The organism is Arthrobacter burdickii (assembly GCF_030433645.1).
In the GTDB taxonomy this organism is placed as follows: domain Bacteria; phylum Actinomycetota; class Actinomycetes; order Actinomycetales; family Micrococcaceae; genus Arthrobacter_D; species Arthrobacter_D burdickii.
In genome coordinates, this window is record NZ_JAROCG010000001.1 from 2,981,872 (window position 1) to 2,998,564 (window position 16,693).

Here is a 16,693-nt window from a genome sequence, read left to right on the forward strand (position 1 = left end):
ACACCCGAGTTGTTGAGGAACCGCCACGCATATGGCCAGGCGCCAGAGCTCCGCTCCGCCGGAGGATTTCACCGAGAAGATCATCGACATCGATGTCGAAGCCGAGATGGAGGAGTCCTTCCTGGAGTACGCGTACTCCGTGATCTACTCTCGTGCGCTGCCCGACGCACGCGACGGGCTGAAACCCGTCCAGCGCCGCATCCTGTACATGATGACGGACATGGGCCTGCGCCCCGACCGCGGCCACGTGAAGTCGGCGCGCGTCGTCGGCGAGGTCATGGGCAAGCTGCACCCGCACGGGGACAGCGCCATCTACGACGCCATGGTGCGCATGGCCCAGGACTTCTCCCTGCGGCTCCCCCTGATCGACGGCCACGGCAACTTCGGTTCGCTCGACGACGGACCGGCGGCCGCACGCTACACCGAGGCCCGCCTGGCCGCGGCCGCCCTGACGATGACGAACCACCTCGACGAGGACGTCGTCGACTTCGTCCCGAACTACGACAACCAGCTCACGCAGCCGGAAGTGCTGCCGGCCGCCTTCCCGAACCTGCTGGTCAACGGTGCCAGCGGGATCGCCGTCGGCATGGCGACGAACATGGCCCCGCACAACCTGGGCGAGGTCGTCGCCGCCGCGCGGCATCTGATCGCGCACCCCGATGCGTCGCTCGAGGACCTGATGCGCTTCGTTCCCGGGCCGGACCTTCCCAGCGGCGGCAAGATCGTGGGGCTCGAGGGCGTCCGTGATGCCTACGCCACGGGCCGCGGGTCCTTCAAGACCCGCGCCACCGTGACCGTCGAGCAGCTGTCGGCGCGGCGCACGGGGCTCGTGGTCACCGAACTGCCCTACACCGTGGGGCCCGAGAAGGTCATCGAGCGGATCAAGGACGCCGTCACCTCCAAGAAGCTGCAGGGCATCTCCGACATCGTCGACCTGACCGACCGCACGCACGGCCTGCGGCTCGTGATCGAGCTGAAGAACGGCTTCAACCCCAACGCGGTCCTCGCGCAGCTGTACCGCTTCACGCCGATGGAGGACTCCTTCGGCATCAACAACGTGGCCCTCGTCGACGGACAGCCCCGGACACTCGGGCTCGTGGAGCTGCTGCAGGTCTACATCACTCACCGCATCCTGGTGGTGCGCCGCCGCACCTCCTTCCGGCTGCAGCGCAAGCGGGACCGCCTGCACCTCGTGGAGGGCCTGCTCATCGCGATCGTCGACATCGACGAGGTCATCCAGATCATCCGCTCCTCGGACGAGGCGTCCGCGGCACGCGAGCGCCTCATGTCCATCTACGACCTGTCCGAGATCCAGGCCAACTACATCCTCGAACTGAGGCTGCGCCAGCTGACCCGGTACTCGCGGATCGAGCTGGAGAAGGAGCAGGAGCAGCTCCGTCTCGACATCGCGGAGCTCGAGGCGATCCTCGGGTCCGAGGAGCGACTCCGCACCCTCGTGTCCGACGAGCTCGCCGAACTGTCCGAGCAGTTCGCCACGCCCCGGCGCACGGTGCTGCTCGAGTCGGAGGCCGCGGCGCCGCTCAAGGGTTCCGTACTTCCCGCTCCGGCCGGCAAGGGCGCCAAGGCGATCGTGCCGCTCGAGATCGCCGACGACCCCTGCTGGGTGCTGCTCTCCGCGTCCGGACAGCTCGCGCGTACCTCGGACCGCCAACCGCTCGGCGACGGGCAGCGCATCAAGCACGACGCGTTCCGCTCCGTGCTGCCCTCGACGGCGCGCGGCGAGGTCGGGGCAGTGACCTCCGCAGGCCGGATGATCCGCCTCCAGGTGATGGACATGCCCGCACTCCCGCCCACCGCCGGTGTGCCGAACCTCGCGGGTGGGGTGCCGTCGTCGGAGTTCATCACGCTCGAACGCGGCGAATCCCTCGTGGGGCTGGCGCCGCTCAACGGCGTGGTCGCGGTAGGGACCGCGCAGGGCGTGGTCAAGCGCGTCCAGCCGGACTATCCGCTGAACCGGGACGACTGGGAGGTCATCTCGCTCAAGCCGAAGGACTCGGTGGTGGGCATCGCCTCCGCTGCGGACGACGACGACCTCGTCTTCATCACGCGCCTCGCACAGCTGCTGCGCTTCCCGGCCTCGGCGGTACGGCCCCAGGGGCGCACCGCGGGCGGCATGGCCGGCATCAAGCTCGCCGCCGGGGATGCCGTGCTGCACTTCGGTGCCGTCGCACGGAACGACGACCAGGGCGTGGTGGTGACGGTGGCCGCAGCCGGAGACGCACTCCCCGGAACGACGGCGGGATCGGCGAAGGTCACGGAATTCTCCGAGTACCCGGTGAAGGGACGCGCCACGGCGGGAGTGCGGGCGCACCGCTTCCTCCGCGGGGAGGAGGCGCTCTCGCTGGCGTGGGCCGGCCATGGTCCCGCGCGTGCCGCTTCCGCGAACGGGGTCGCCCGGGCGTTGCCCACGGAGCACGGTCGGCGCGACGGCTCCGGTGTTGCCCTGACGCAGCAGATCGACGCCGTGGGGCCCAGCCTGCTCGGCCTCATCGAGGCGTCCCGCCCGTCGGTTCCCGCGGCGGGCGGTCCGCTGCCCGATGGTCAGGGCCCTGACGCGCCGATCTCGGGTCAGGCGCAGGGCGCCGGGGACGACGACGCGCAGGGGACGCTGCTCTAGGCGGACCGAGCATACCGGGCCCCCAGACAGATCGGGTCCGGGTGGAGCGGGTTCCTTGTCGAGCGCGAGGCCGATCGTGCGGGGCCGGCCGGCGTGGCCACTGCAGCGGTGCGTGATATCCGGCTACGGTCGCGGCAGGGTGAGGATCTCGGCTCCCTCGTCGGTGATGGCGATGGTGTGCTCGCTGTGCGCCGACCGGCTGCCTGTCGCGCTGCGCAGCGTCCACCCGTCGGCGTCGGTGACCAGTTTCGCCGTGTCCGCCATGATCCACGGCTCCAGTGCGAGCAGCAGCCCGGGGCGCAGGATGTAGCCCCGGCCGGGCCGTCCGGTATTGGGGATGTGCGGGTCCTGGTGCATCGTCGATCCGATGCCATGACCCCCGAAGTCGGTGTTGATCGGGTACCCCGCCTCGCTGAGGACCGCGCCGATGGCGGAGGAGAGATCGCCGATGCGGGCTCCGGGTCGTGCAGCGGCTATTCCTGCGGCCAGCGCCCGTTCGGTCGCGCCGATCATCGCCATGCTCTCCGCGGGCTTCGATGCACCGACCACGAAGCTGATGGCGGAGTCCGCAGCGATCCCGCGGAGCGAGACGGCGAGGTCGAGCGTCAGCAGGTCGCCGTCGGCGAGCGAATAGTCGTGTGGCAGGCCGTGGAGCACCGCGTCGTTGACGGACGTGCAGATGTAGTGGCCGAACGGCCCGCGTCCGAAGGACGGCTCGTAGTCGACATAGCAGGACTGCGCTCCGGCCTCCACGATCAGGGTCCCGGCCCATGCGTCGATGTCCAGGAGACTCGTACCGACCGTGGTGCGGCTCTTCAGGGTCTGCAGGATGTGGGCAACCAGGGCGCCCGCATCCCGAGCCCGGGCCAGCTCGGAGGAGTTCAGGATCTCGATCATGTGCGGCGCCCTTCGTACGCGACCAATAACTATACCGGCCATATTATCCCGGTACTAGAATCGGAGCCATGGTCAGATTGCCGCTCACTCCGGACGAGGTCGAGCGCGGACAGCGCCTCGGCGCCCTGCTGCGGCGAGCCCGCGGGGAGCGCTCGATGCTCGGGACAGCGCTCGACGCCCAGGTCTCACCGGAGACCCTCCGGAAGATCGAGTCGGGGCGCGTGGCGACCCCCGCCTTCCCGACCATCGCCGCGATCGCCGACGTGCTCGGACTCTCCCTCGATGCGGTGTGGGCCGAGATCAACCAGCCCCGCCGGGAAACCGTGCCGGTGACATCGAACCCCGGCGCACCCGAGCGGCTGGCCTCGTAGGTCCCGTTTCGGCGGCTGGATCAGCCCGCGAGCGGGAGGTCGTTCGAGGTTCAGGCCCCCTGCTCCAGGTCGGGCGCGTGGTACCACCACCGGGAGTCGGTCCCTTGACACGATGGGACTTTCGTCTGAGCATTAGACAGAAGATGCAATGACGCACTCTTGATCGGAGACACCCGTGAAAAACACACCTCCTCTCCTCTCGCAGCGCTCCGTCTCGCGGCGCAGCGCCCTCCTGGGAGGACTGGGTGCCGCGCTTTCCGTTCCCTTCCTCTCTTCCTGCGCGGGGTTCGATACCAGCGGCGCCGCGGCAGGTAAAGGAACGGTGGGATTCCTCTCAACCCAATTCACCCCGGTCGAAGAGAAGCAACGCTATGAAGGCGTCCTGAAAAAGACCCTGAGTGTTCCTGTGGCCTACAACTCAGTCGACCCCGGCGTCTTCACCTCGACCGTCCAGACTCAGACCGAGGCCGGCAGCGTGAAGACAGCCTTGCTGGGCGGACTCCACGGGGAACTGGCTCCCCTCGCCGACTCCCTTGAAGACGTCGACCAGATCCTGCGGGACCTTTCCGGCAGCGGCTTCACGCAGGACATCCTCGACCTCACCAAGGTCGGCGGCACCACCTCGAAGTACGTCCCCTGGATGCAGGCGACATACGTCGTGGCGGTCAACAAGAAGGCCCTGGAATGGCTTCCCAGCGGCGTCGACGTCAATGACCTCACCTACGAGGGCTTCCTGGCATGGGCACAGGCGGCCAAGACGGGCGCCGGGCGTCCCGTCTTCGGGATGCCCGCCGGCCCCAAGGGGCTTCACCACCGCTTCTACCAGGGGTTCCTCCTGCCGAGCTTCACCGGCGGCCAGATCACCACGTTCCGCAATCAGGACGCGGTGATGGCCTGGGAGTACATGAAGGACCTGTGGGACGCCACGGCTCCGGCCTCCACCAACTTCGATGCGATGCAGGAGCCTCTGGCACGCGGAGAGGTACTTGTGGCCTGGGACCACGTCGCCCGCCTCATCGGAGCCCCCGCCGACAATCCGGACGAGTGGCTGATGGTTCCCGCGCCGCGCGGGCCCAAGGGTCGTGGATACATGCTGATCGTCGCCGGTGTCGCGCTTCCGAAGAACGGACTGGAGCGCGAGCGGGCGGAACAGGCCATTCGGGGGCTCGCCGAACCGACGACCCAGATCGAGACGCTGCGCAGCAATGCCTTCTTCCCCGTTGTCCAGACGGAACTTCCGACGGACCTCGCGGGCGCAATCGCGCTCGAAGCCGCAGCGGTCCGGCTCCAGCAGCGGTCCGCCGACGCGCTCCTTGCTCTTCCGCCGGTGGGCCTCGGCCCCAAGGAGGGCGAGGTGTCACAGATATTCAAGAACTGCTTCCAGGAGATCTGCCTCAACGGCTCGGCAGTCCAGTCAACGCTGGATGACCAGGCCAGCCAGCTCAACACCATCCTGCAGGAACTCAATGTCCCGTGCTGGGCCCCCGATCCCGTCTCACCCGGCGAAAAGTGCGAGGTAGCGTAATGACCGTCGATTTACCTCCGGCTCCAGCTCAGCTGGACACACCCGTCCGACCCCGCCGCATTCCCCCGGCGGTCCTGCTCATCGCCCCGTCGATCGTCTTCATGGCGCTTCTCCTGGGCTGGCCCGTCATCCAGGGGGTGCTCCAGGCCTTTCGCAGTGATGACGGGTTCACGCTCGAATTCGTCACCCGCATGGTCCAGGATCCCTATTTCTGGCCCGCCGTCCGCAACACGCTCCTGCTGATCGCGGTGATGATCCCGCTTCAGTTCGCCTTCGCCATCACAATGGCGCTACTCCTGCGGTCGAGCCCACGCCTGGACAAGGTCCACTTCTTCGTGTGGGCCATCCCCCTGGCCCTGAGCGACCTGGCTGCAGGCCTCGTCTGGCTTTCCATCTTCAATGACCGCGGCTACCTCAACTCGGTCCTCGCCTCCCTCGGGATCGACACCATCCCCTGGCTGGCCTACGACAACCCCACTACCCTGTTCCTCTGCGTCCTCGTCGCCGAGGTATGGAGGTCGACGTCGCTGGTGCTCGTCATCGTCGTCTCCGGGCTCCAGGGAATCCCCAAGGACTACGACGAAGCCGCCCAGGTCTTCGGAGCCGGGTTCTGGCAGCGCCTGCGCCACGTCACCCTCCCCCTGCTCAAGCCCAGCCTCCAGGTCGCCCTGATCCTGAGGACGATCCTCGCGTTCCAGACATTCGCCGTCGCTCAGGCACTGACTGGGCAGAACTTCCCCCTCGTCGTGGGCGAGACCTACCGCTGGTACACGGGGCTGCAAAACCCCAACGTAGCGGCGGCACTGGCACTGGTCATCCTCGTAGCGTCGATGCTCATCTCCATTTTTTACCTGCGGGCTCTCCGCGACAAAGGGCAGGAAGGCACCCGATGACAACGACACGCATACTCGACACGCCCCCGGCACAACCTGCGGTCGACGAAGCACCGCTGAAACGGCAGCGCCGGAACCGGGCCCTGCTCCAGGTGGCCTGTATCCTCATCTCGCTGTTCATGCTGGTTCCGATCTACCTGATCTCCCTCGCCGCACTCTCCACGCGGGAATCGCTCAACGAATTCCCGCTGAGCCTGCTTCCCACGAACCTGTCCTTCGAAACCCTCGGCGCGTTCCTCGGCTCGACCGGAATCATCGGAGCCTTCGGCAACTCGCTGCTCGTCGGCCTCGGGACGCTGCTGATCTCGGCCCTGATAGGAGTTCCGGCAGGGTACGCCCTGGCACGGTTCGCCTTCCCCGCCAAGGAGCCGTACCAACTGTTCCTGCTGTTCACCCGCGCACTGCCCATCGTGGTGCTCTCGGTCCCCCTGGCCCGGCTCTTCCTCACAGTCGACCTGTACGACACGACGTACGCCGTGATCCTGCTCCACACGGCGCTGGCGCTGCCGACGACGATCCTCATCTCCGCGAGCGTCTTCCTCAGCGTCCCCCTCGACGTCGAAGAGGCAGCCCGCGTCTTCGGCTGCACCCCGGCGGGAGCTTTCTTGAAGGTGGTCATGCCGATGGCCCTTCCGGGTCTCGCCGCGGCCTCCATCTTCACCTTCGTCATGTCCTGGAACGAGGTGCTCGGCGCGTCGATCCTCACGCTCGACCACCGCACCCTCCCTGCCCAGGTCCTCACCTCCTTGTCCGACTCCCCCCTTGCCTACCGGTTCGCGGGCGGTTTCGCACTGGTGATCCCGTCGATCCTCTTCATCGCGTTCATGCGCCGCTACCTCACCAACATGTGGGGCTCGACGATCCGCTAGGCCCGGCACCCCCCTCTCCAGCTTTCCCACACCCTTCGAAGGAGCCGATCATGGCGGACATCACCATCTCCCACCTCGTCAAGACCTATCCCGGCGGCACCGAGCGGGCGACCGACGATGTGTCGCTCGACATCAAGGACGGCGACTTCACCGTCCTGCTCGGCCCCTCGGGCTGCGGCAAAACCACCCTCCTGCGCATGCTGGCAGGTCTCGAACTGCCCGACGGCGGATCGGTCGCCGTCGGCGGCAGGGACGTGACCTACCTCCCACCGAACAAGCGGAACATGTCGATGGTGTTCCAGTCCTACGCCGTCTTCCCGCACCGCAAGGTCCGCTACAACATAGGCTTCGGCCTTGCGATGGCCAAGAAACCCAAGGAGGAGATCGACCGCAAGGTCGAATGGGCCGCCGACCTGCTGCAGCTCGGCCCCTATCTGGACCGGCTACCCGCCCAGCTCTCCGGCGGCCAACGCCAGCGTGTCGCCGTCGCCCGCGCCATCGTGATGGACGCCGACGTCCTACTGATGGACGAACCGCTCTCCAACCTCGATGCGCTGCTGCGCCTGAACTTCCGATCCGAGCTGAAGAAGATCGTCAAGGACCTCGGCACCACCACCGTGTACGTGACCCACGACCAGAGCGAGGCACTCTCCCTCGGCGACCGCGTCGCCGTCATGCGGAAGGGACGGATCGCCCAACTCGGCGATCCGCTGGACGTATATGACGCTCCCGCAGATCGGTTCGTAGGAGGTTTCATCGGCTCTCCGCCCATGAACTTCATCAACGCCGCGGTCTCCGGGGACGGCGACGTGCTGTTGGTGGGCGACCAGCGACTTCGCGCGCCATCCCTGCTGAGGTCCTTCTCGAGCGCCGATGTCGTCCTGGGGGTCCGGGCGGAGAACGTCGCTGTTGATACCCAGCGCTCCTCGGGCGACGTCCCGGGAACGGTGCTCGTCGTGGAACCCATGGGGTCCTCGATCCTGCTGACGGTGGAGGTGGAAGGTCAGACCATCAAGGTCCAGGCGCCGCCCACCTTCCGCGCCACTCCCGACTCGCGAATCTGGCTGACATTCTCGCCCAACAGCATGCGCTTCTACGACCGCGAGACTGCGATGGCGCTGGTCGCTCGATGAGCCCGGAGACACTCAGCACAGAGCAGCTGCGTGCCTCGGCCATCGAGGTCCTTCGCCTCAACGATCTGGGCACCATGACAACAGCTGCGCCCAATCTGTATCCCCACATGTGGAGCTGGGACGCCGCATTCGTCGCCATCGGTCTGGCGCGGTTCGATGTCCCCCGGGCTATCACCGAACTGCGAACCCTCCTAGCTGCCCAATGGACCACGGGGATGATCCCGCATATCGTCTTCACGGATGACGACACGGGCTACTTCCCCGGCTTCGAGCGCTGGGGTACCGCCGGCGCAGCGGCCCTGCCTGCCGGTATCAAGAGCAGCGGGATCTGCCAGCCGCCAGTCCACGCGATCGCCCTGCTCCACATCCTCGACCGTGCCCGCGAAAACGGGGGCAGCGACAGGGAGGCTGCCGAGTCCTTCCTCGCCGAGTCCTTCGACGGCTGGCTCGCCTGGCACCGGTGGTTGGCTACGGTGCGTGACCCGGACCGCGTGGGTCTTGTGGAGATCCACCACGGGTGGGAGTCCGGTTTCGACAACTCACCGCGCTGGGACGGGCCTTACTCCCGCGTCGTCCCGGGAGCGGTTGAGCCCTTCACCCGCCGGGACACCCAGCATGTGACGGACGCCAGCGAACGCCCGGATGATGAGGAATACACGAAGTACCTCTGGCTGGTGCAACAGATGGCCTCGGTCGGCTTCGAGGACAGGGCGGTCCAGGAGGTCATCGGGTTCCGCGTCCGCGACGTGTTCTTCTCCGGAATCCTTGCTGCCTCCAGTGACGTGCTCGCCGGGCTCGGCGAAGAACTCGGCCGCCATGACGAGGCTGCCGAACTCCGGCAGCTCGCAGTGCGTTTCCGGGACGGTGTCGCCTCGACGGTCGACCCGGGCACAGGTCTGGCACGGGACTACGACGTGCTGGCAGAAGAATGGATTTCGACAGACACGGTTTCAGGCTTCGCTCCGCTGGTGGCCGGCGGGGATCGTATCCTCCTGGATCGGCAGCGGCAGCTCCTTCGGGGGCCGCAGTGGATGGGACATCCCGATCTGCGTTTCCCCCTGCCGCCGTCCACCTCACCCACCAGCCCAGCGTTCCGTCCGCGTACCTACTGGCGAGGGCCTGTCTGGCCCTTCCTCAACCTGCTGTTCGGGTGGGCCAGTATGCGCGACGGGCAGGAGGCCCTGTCCAGTGAGCTGCGGTCTGCCTCGCTGGAGCAGCTCTCCGACCTGAAGTTCGCCGAATACTACGACCCGCTCACCGGTCGGCCGCTCGGCAGCTTTGCGCAAGCATGGACCGCTGCCGCGGCGCTCGAATGGATCGGTGCGGCGGACGGGACCGACGGGAGAACCCGGATCTGAGGACCGTCCCTATCCCCGCAAGTGGGCACCGGGCGCTCGGGGCACTGGGGTAGGGTTGACGACCGTACCGGCACGGGAGGATCGAATGGCAAGTGAGCGGGTGCCCGCAGGGCTCAGTGGAGTTGCTTCCCACGGAAGCCTCCTTGACCTGATCCGATCCACGGGCGGCCTCTCACGCCAGCAGCTGCTGACCGAGACCGGGATGTCCCGGGCTACGTTGTACGAGCGGTTGGAGGCCCTGGTGCGGCACCGGTTCGTCTACGAAGCCGAAGCCCTGGAGGCGACCGGAGGCCGGCGCTCACGCAAGATCCGGTTCGATGATCGAGGACGGGTCGTCCTCGCCTTCGCCCTCGGGCAGACCCATGCCACTGTCAGCGTGACTAACACCGAAGGGTGCCAGCTGCGCAGCCGGACGATCTCGCACCGGATTACGGAGCCGGCCAGCACCGTCCTTGCACCTCTCCTGGCACTCGGCACCGAACTGCTGGGTCAGGAGCCGGACGAGGTGCTGACGGGCGTCGGGGTGAGCCTCCCCTCCTCGGTCGAGGCAGCTACCGGCCATGTCGTCCACTCCACGACCATCCCCGATTGGCCTCCGGACGCGGTCGTCGCGGCCATGTCCGGGCGTTGGCCCGTGCCCCTCGTCGTGGAGAACGACGCGCGTGCCGCCGCGCTGGGCGAACGCCGGACGGACAACGAAACAATCGTCTATATCAAGATCGCGACCGGCATCGGGTGCGGCATCGTCGTTGACGGTTCGATCCTTCACGGCGCCCACGGGGCAGCGGGGGACATCGGGCATATCCGCGTCGCCTCCGATGGACCGGTGTGCAGCTGCGGTCGGCACGGGTGTCTTGCGACGTTCAGCTCGGGGCGCTCGCTGGTCGGTCAGCTTGCCGCCTCCGGATATTCGACCCTTCAGGGCATCAGCGAGGCCGCCAGCAGGAATGTGCCCGAGGTGGCCCAGGCCCTGACGGTGGCCGCCCTCGTCCTCGGCCGGGCCCTGGCAACGACCGTCACAACGATCAATCCCGACCGCCTCGTGCTGGGCGGGACGATCGGCGTCCTTCCCTCGTTCGTCGAGCAGGTCCGCGACCAGGTGCTCGCCGATGTCGTCGACAGGATTGCCCGCGGACTGACCGTCGAAGGCGGAGCAGGAGGCGACGATGCCGCGTTGCAGGGACTGACCACCTTGGTGATGCGCAAGGTCTTCGCCCCGGACGCAGTCGACGGCCTCCTGCTTGACTACGCGGTCTCCTAGCAGGTTCCGGAGGAGTCCGTTTCAGGGCCCGCGAGCGGGAGGTCCGGCTGGATCAGCCCGGAAGCGGGAGGTCGAAGACGATGGAACGCTGGGTGGGCACGTAGCCCATCCGCTCGTAGAGCCCGAGGGCACCGGAAGGATTCTCGGTGTCGACGCCGAGCCCCGCGTTGTCCATGCCCGCGGCCCGGTAGCGCCTCATCGCCTCGGCGAGGAGGGCCGGTGCGAGTCCGCGACCGCGCCACGCCCTCCGGACTCCCAGCAGGTCCGTGTATCCCTCGGAGTGGCCGAGGAGTTCCTTCGAGTCGGGGTCGTAACTCGCCAGCTGGTACGCCGCGACCTCGCCCTTCGCCGGGTCGACGAGCGCCAGGCTCCAGTCCGGCCGGAACTCGGGGTGGCTGACGGTGAACTGCCACGACTCCTGGTCACGGGGTTCGCTGCCCCAGTGGTCCTGGAAGGCGTCGTTGTGCGCGAGCCGGACGAGTTCGGCGATGTTCCGGCCTGCGCCTTCCGCGAAGCTCACGAGTTCCAGTTCCGCAGGGAACGGCAGGTCGGGGATCGGCTGGTCGAGCGGCCTGGTCATCTCGGTGAAGTACCGGACGATCGTGCTGCCGCTCGCCCGGAGCAGTGCCAGGTGCGAGCTGTTGCGTTCCTCGACGTAGTTCCGGAAGACTCCCGTCGCCTGGCCCGTCTCCCGCAGGCGCATGCCGGCGCGCCAGGTCTGCCAGGCGAGGACGGCCCGGCCGACGCCACGGCCTCGCCACGCCGGGTCGACACCGCCGGCTCCATGCACGAGCGAGGAGCCGGGGTTCATGGAGAGACGCCCGAAGGCCCGTGGCACGCCGTCACCGTCGAAGCCGGCGATGGTGTCGCGGCGGGGGTCGTTTTTCGACGCCCTCAGGGCCTGCTCGAGGTCGGCTCGCTGCTCCACCCAGTCCGGCTCGTCCACCGCGGCGATGCGCCGGATCAGCGCCAGCCAGGATTCGATGTCCGCGTAACCCAGCGGCCGCCACTGCAGGATCTCGGGAAGGGCTGGCGCCGCGGGCGGCTGCATGCCGGCGTCGGCGTCCTGTCCGGGGATCTCGCGCGTACTCATGACGCCAGCGTAGGGCAGGGCGGGCGCAGGGGCGTGAATCCGTCCGCGGGTCGGACGGCGTGCCCTCAGGGCCGCTGCACTGCTTCGATCGGCAGGGACGCGGAAGTCCGGGCACCCAGCGCCACCACCTCGTCGCACAGAGCCGCCTCGTTGCGGTCGTGGGTCACGAGGAGGACCGCCGTGCCGGGGAGTCCACTCCGGAGGTCGGCCAGCAGCGAGCGGGCGCCGTCGGCATCGAGGTGGGCCGTCGGCTCATCGAGGAGGACGACGCCGGACCGGGTCAGCAGGGCCCGAGCCACCGCGAGCCGCTGGCGCTGGCCGCCGGACAGACGCGAGCCGCCTGCTCCCGCCTGTGCGTCCAGCCCCTCCGCGAGGCCCGCCACCATGTCCGCCAGCCCGACGGCGCGGATCGCCGCGTGCAGTTCCTCGTCCGTCGCAGGGTTCCCGGACGGGCGCGCGAGCTGCAGGTTCGAGCGCAGGCTGGAATTGAAGAGATGGCTTTCCTGGGGGCACCAGGCGATGCGCGGCGCCTCGCCGGGGGTGGCAGGCTGTCCGTCCACGACGAGCCTGCCGCTGTCAAGCGGAAGGAACCCCAGCAGGGCCCCGATCAGGGTCGACTTGCCACTGCCCGAGGGTCCGGTGAGTCCGGTCCAGCGTCCTGGGCGGAGTTCGAGGGCGACGTCGCTCACCACGGGGCGGCCCGGCTCGTAGCCGACGCTGGCGTCCTCGAGGGAGACCGTCCGCACCGGCGGTGCGGTGTGCGCCGCACCACTCCTGCCGCCCGCCTGCCCGCCCGCCTGCCCGTCGTCGGACGCGCCGAGCCAGGGCGTGATGCGACGGGCCACGGCCGACAGCGGACCCCAGTGCTGGACAGCCGACGTCCCCGCGACGAACGGTTCGATCAGGGCGAGCTGCATGAGCACCAGCACGGCCGTGAGATCGGCGGGCAGGCCCGTGGCACCGAGAAGGATCCCGAGCGACGCGGCGCAGCAGACAGCGACGATGACCGCGGTCGAGGCGCCGGCAGCGGCCGCCGAACGGCGGGAAGCCGCTGCGGCGCGGCCGTCCAGGCGCCGCGTCGCGTCGAGTGCTGTGCGGTGGGCGCCGTTCACCCTCAGGTCGGGCGCTGCCCTCAGGAGGCTGGTGACCCGTTCGAGGGCCTCCGCGCGCACCTGCACGCCGGCAGCCCCGGCGGCCTGCTCACGCGCCACGGCCAAAGCCGGGGCCAGCACGAGCGCACCGCCGACGGACACGAGCTGCCATCCGAGGGACGCGGGGTGCAGCACGGCGGTGGTGGCCAGCGCCGCCACTCCCGTGAGGACGGCCGTGACGACCGGCAGGACGGCGCGTGACGACAGGTCGCGCAGTTCGTCGACATCTCCGACGAGCCGCTCGATCCCGCCGGATCCGCGGGCGATCGTGCGCCAGGAGCGGCCAGCCTGGAGGAGCCCGGTCCAGAGCCTCAGCCGGGTGTCGTCGGCCCGGGAGAACACGGCCCGATGCAGCCAGAGGCGCTCCTCGTACCGCAGGAGGGAACGCCCGATGCCGAAGAAGCGCACCCCGACGATGGCGGTGAGGAGGTACAGGATCGGCGGCTGCTCGGCGGCCCGGACGATCAGCCACCCGCTCAGTGCGGTGAGCGCGACGGCGAACACCGAGGCACCGAGGCCCAGGGCGGCCGCCGCGAGGAATCGCCGGTCCCAGGGTCGGACGAGGGCCAGCACCTCCCTGGCCGAGCAGAGCCATGAGGTCGTGTCGCGGGAGCGCCGGTGCGGCGCGGGCTGGTCGGGCGACACCGGCTGTGCCGCGACGATGGACGGGGAAGCCTGCGGGGCAGGAAGGCGCGGGGCCGCCTGTCCGGCGGAACCGTTCCCAAGGCGGATCTCGGCGGACGCGACGCCCGCCGTCCCGTCGTCGTGCGCGATCAGGAGGACGGTGAGGCCGGGCCGGCGCGAGAGGATGGCCTCGCGGATGGCACGGGATGCCTCGGCGTCCACGTGCGCCGTCGGCTCGTCCATCAGCAGGAGCCGGACCGACGGGTCCTGGGCGCTGAGCAGTGCGCGCGCGACGGCGACCCGCCGCAACTCACCAGGGCTCAACTCCGCGCTGCGCCGGAATGCTAGGGCCGCACCGCCGACGGCGGCCAGGTGTTCCTCGATGGCCGGGGAATCCGCGGGCAGCCCGCCGTACAGGGCGAGCTCGTCGCGGACCGTCCCCATCAGGAGCTGCGGGTGCTGCGGGACCCAGGCGATGCCGTCATCGAGCCCGGTGACGCGTCCCTCCAGTCGGAGCCCTGCCGGGACGGCCGCTCCCCCGGCGAGCGCCCGCACGAGGGTGGACTTGCCGGAGCCGCTCGGGCCCCGGAGGGCGGTGACGGAGCCGGGTTCGAGCACGAAGGAGACGTCCTCGAAGACGGGCGCGAGCACGCCGTCGTAGCGGGCCGAGAGCCGCTCGATGCGGATGCTGCCCGGGACGGCCGGGAGCTGTTCAGCGGGGAGTGCCGCCGGGCGGGCAGGGGCGTCGATGACGGCGTGGACCCGGGCGCCGGCCTCCTCGCCGTCCTCGCTGGCGTGGTGGGCGGCGCCGACGTCGCGCAGAGGCCCATAGCACTCGGGTGCCAGGATCAGCGCGACAAGAGCCGTCTCCAGGCCGAGATCCCCGTGGATGAGGCGCACGCCCGCGAACACCGCGACGACGGCGACCGAGATCGTGCTGATGAGTTCGAGCGCGAGCGAGGAGAGGAAGACCGTGCGGAGCGTCGTCATCGTGCGCGATGTGTAGGTGCCGGCGATGTCGCGCAGTGCGCGAGTCTGCTCGGCGGCGCGGCCCAGTCCCACGAGGACGGGCAGACCCTTCGCGAGTTCGAGCAGGTGGTCGGACAGGCGCCCCAGGGCGGCTGCGGCCTCCTGCGTGCGTTCCTGGGTGTGCAGGCCGATCAGTGCCATGAAGACGGGCACGAGTGGCACCGTGAGGACGATGATGAGGGCGCTGATCCAGTCGGCTGCCAGGATCCGCGCACCGACGAGGAGCGGGACCACCGCGCAGGTGATGAGCGCAGGGAGGTACTGCGTGTAGTACTTGTCGAGGCCGTCGATCCCCCGGGTGAGGAGCACGGCGAGGGAACCCTGCCCGCTGCCGGCCGGCGCTGCCTGCGTGGTGCCGCCGTCATCGAGCACACGGAGCAGGGCGGCCTCGCGCAGCCGCTCCTTGACTCCGAGCGCGAGGCGGGCGGCGGTGGCGTCCTGGCCCCACGCCGCGACGGTCCGCAACGCGGCACCGAGGACTCCCTGCAGCAGGACGGCGCGGACGTCCAGGGTTCCGGCGGCGACGGACGCGATCCCGAGCGCGAGGGCCTGGGCCAGGAGCACCAGCCCTCCGGCCCGGGCGGCGGCGAGGACTCCGAGAAGGTAGACCGCCGACGCCGAACCAGCGGCTCCCGCCGGCCCCCCGGACCTCAGCACGGCCATCGGCGACACCCGGCGGGCCTCCGGTCGGGCCTCCTGTCCGGCCTCCTGTCCGGCCTCGTGTCCGCTGGTCCCGGCGCCTGGTCCGCTGGTCCCGGCGACGGCCTGAATGGGGCTCGGGAGGTCGGGCACGGGCGTCCTGGTGGCTCCGCTCACAGGGCTGTCACGGGGTGCGCCGCGGGAATGCTCGCCTCGGAGACACGCTGCCGGAAGACCCAGTACGTCCAGGCCTGGTAGGCAAGGACGAGCGGAACCCCGAAGCACGCGACCACGCTCATCAGACCGAGCGTATAGGGCGAGGAGGATGCGTTCTGCACCGTCAGGTCGAATGCCGGGTCGAGGGTCGAGGGCAGGACCACGGGGAACACCGCACCGAAGATCGATCCCACGAGCGCGAGCATCCCGACTCCCAGAGCGGCGAACGCGCGCCCGTCGCGGCCCGCGACGGAGGAGCGGTAGGCGGCTGCCAGGGATCCGACGGCGAGCACGACGACGAGCCAGGTCACCGCCGACCCGGTGTCGAGCTGGACGAGGAGCGCCCACCCCAGGAACGGGATCATCGCGACCGGCAGCAGGCGGCGGAACAGGCGGTCCGCCTGCACCCGTACTCCCCCCTCGGTCTTGAGCGCGACGAAGGCCGCAGCATGGACGAGGCAGAACAGGACGACGCCGGCCGCTCCGAGGAGCGCGGAGCCGGTGGCCCAGGCGAAGGTTCCGCCCACGCGGTTGCCGTCGGCGTCGAGCGGCAGTCCCGTCGTCGTCAGCGCGAGGGCCGCACCGATGCCCGCGGCAGCCGTGAAGGAGCCGAGGGCGATCGCCCAGTCCCAGCGGTCGCGCCAGGCGTCGCTGTCCCGCTTGCCGCGGTATTCGAAGGCGACAGCCCGGAAGATCAGGCCGAGGAGCACGAGCAGGAAGGGCAGGTACAGCGCCGATAGGAGGGAGGCGTACCAGTGCGGGAATGCGGCGAACATCGCGCCGATGGCCGTCACGAGCCACACCTCGTTGCCGTCCCACACGGGGCCGACCGTGTTGAGGAGGACGCGGCGCTGGGTGTCGTTGCGGGCCATCAGCTTCATCAGCATCCCCACTCCGAGGTCGAAGCCTTCGAGGAAGAGATAGCCGGCCCACAGCACGGCGATCAGGACGAACCAGACGGTAGGCAGTGCCTCGGTCATCGGAGAACCTTCCAGG

12 protein-coding genes are annotated in these 16,693 nt (G+C 69.3%); 8 read left to right on the plus strand and 4 right to left on the minus strand.

What is annotated here, in order from left to right; genetic code table 11:
- Positions 1-31: 31 nt before the first annotated feature.
- Positions 32-2,638 (plus strand): DNA gyrase/topoisomerase IV subunit A, encoded by a 2,607-nt coding sequence (locus P5G52_RS14110; protein ID WP_301228380.1) that lies wholly within the window; start codon positions 32-34, stop codon positions 2,636-2,638.
- Between the two features lie 123 nt (positions 2,639-2,761).
- Here P5G52_RS14110 and map read toward each other — a convergent pair whose 3' ends face one another.
- Positions 2,762-3,535 (minus strand): type I methionyl aminopeptidase, encoded by a 774-nt coding sequence (gene map / locus P5G52_RS14115; RefSeq protein ID WP_301228381.1) that lies wholly within the window; start codon positions 3,533-3,535, stop codon positions 2,762-2,764.
- A 68-nt stretch (positions 3,536-3,603) separates the two neighbouring features.
- Between map and P5G52_RS14120 the strand changes: the two genes are divergently transcribed.
- The 7 genes from P5G52_RS14120 (at position 3,604) to P5G52_RS14150 (ending at position 10,945) form a co-directional block, all read left to right on the plus strand.
- Positions 3,604-3,906: a helix-turn-helix domain-containing protein gene (locus P5G52_RS14120; RefSeq protein ID WP_301228383.1), complete on the plus strand. Its 303-nt coding sequence runs from the start codon at positions 3,604-3,606 to the stop codon at positions 3,904-3,906.
- 322 nt (positions 3,907-4,228) lie between these two features.
- Entirely contained in the window at positions 4,229-5,431 is a 1,203-nt protein-coding gene (locus P5G52_RS14125; protein WP_301228385.1) for an ABC transporter substrate-binding protein, read from the plus strand.
- Positions 5,431-6,324 (plus strand): carbohydrate ABC transporter permease, encoded by an 894-nt coding sequence (locus tag P5G52_RS14130; protein ID WP_301228387.1) that lies wholly within the window; start codon positions 5,431-5,433, stop codon positions 6,322-6,324. The genes P5G52_RS14125 and P5G52_RS14130 overlap by 1 nt, the downstream gene beginning before the upstream one ends.
- Positions 6,321-7,193 (plus strand): carbohydrate ABC transporter permease, encoded by an 873-nt coding sequence (locus P5G52_RS14135; protein ID WP_301228389.1) that lies wholly within the window; start codon positions 6,321-6,323, stop codon positions 7,191-7,193. The genes P5G52_RS14130 and P5G52_RS14135 overlap by 4 nt, the downstream gene beginning before the upstream one ends.
- Before the next feature lie 50 nt (positions 7,194-7,243).
- Complete coding sequence (locus P5G52_RS14140; protein ID WP_301228392.1) at positions 7,244-8,326, plus strand: ABC transporter ATP-binding protein; 1,083 nt, start codon at positions 7,244-7,246, stop codon at positions 8,324-8,326.
- Positions 8,323-9,684 (plus strand): glucosylglycerate hydrolase, encoded by a 1,362-nt coding sequence (gene ggh / locus P5G52_RS14145; RefSeq protein ID WP_301228394.1) that lies wholly within the window; start codon positions 8,323-8,325, stop codon positions 9,682-9,684. The genes P5G52_RS14140 and ggh overlap by 4 nt, the downstream gene beginning before the upstream one ends.
- Positions 9,685-9,769: 85 nt before the next feature.
- Complete coding sequence (locus tag P5G52_RS14150; protein WP_301228396.1) at positions 9,770-10,945, plus strand: ROK family protein; 1,176 nt, start codon at positions 9,770-9,772, stop codon at positions 10,943-10,945.
- Positions 10,946-10,997: 52 nt separating this feature from the next.
- Here P5G52_RS14150 and P5G52_RS14155 read toward each other — a convergent pair whose 3' ends face one another.
- The 3 genes from P5G52_RS14155 to cydB all read right to left on the minus strand — a co-directional run bounded on the left by P5G52_RS14155 (position 10,998) and on the right by cydB (position 16,677).
- Entirely contained in the window at positions 10,998-12,038 is a 1,041-nt protein-coding gene (locus tag P5G52_RS14155) for a GNAT family N-acetyltransferase (protein ID WP_301228398.1), read from the minus strand.
- A gap of 65 nt (positions 12,039-12,103) precedes the next feature.
- Positions 12,104-15,634: a thiol reductant ABC exporter subunit CydD gene (gene cydD / locus P5G52_RS14160; RefSeq protein ID WP_301228400.1), complete on the minus strand. Its 3,531-nt coding sequence runs from the start codon at positions 15,632-15,634 to the stop codon at positions 12,104-12,106.
- A 20-nt stretch (positions 15,635-15,654) separates the two neighbouring features.
- Positions 15,655-16,677 carry a cytochrome d ubiquinol oxidase subunit II gene (gene cydB, locus P5G52_RS14165; protein ID WP_301228402.1) on the minus strand — a complete coding sequence of 341 codons (1,023 nt, stop codon included), beginning with the start codon at positions 16,675-16,677 and terminating at the stop codon, positions 15,655-15,657.
- Positions 16,678-16,693 lie beyond the last annotated feature (16 nt).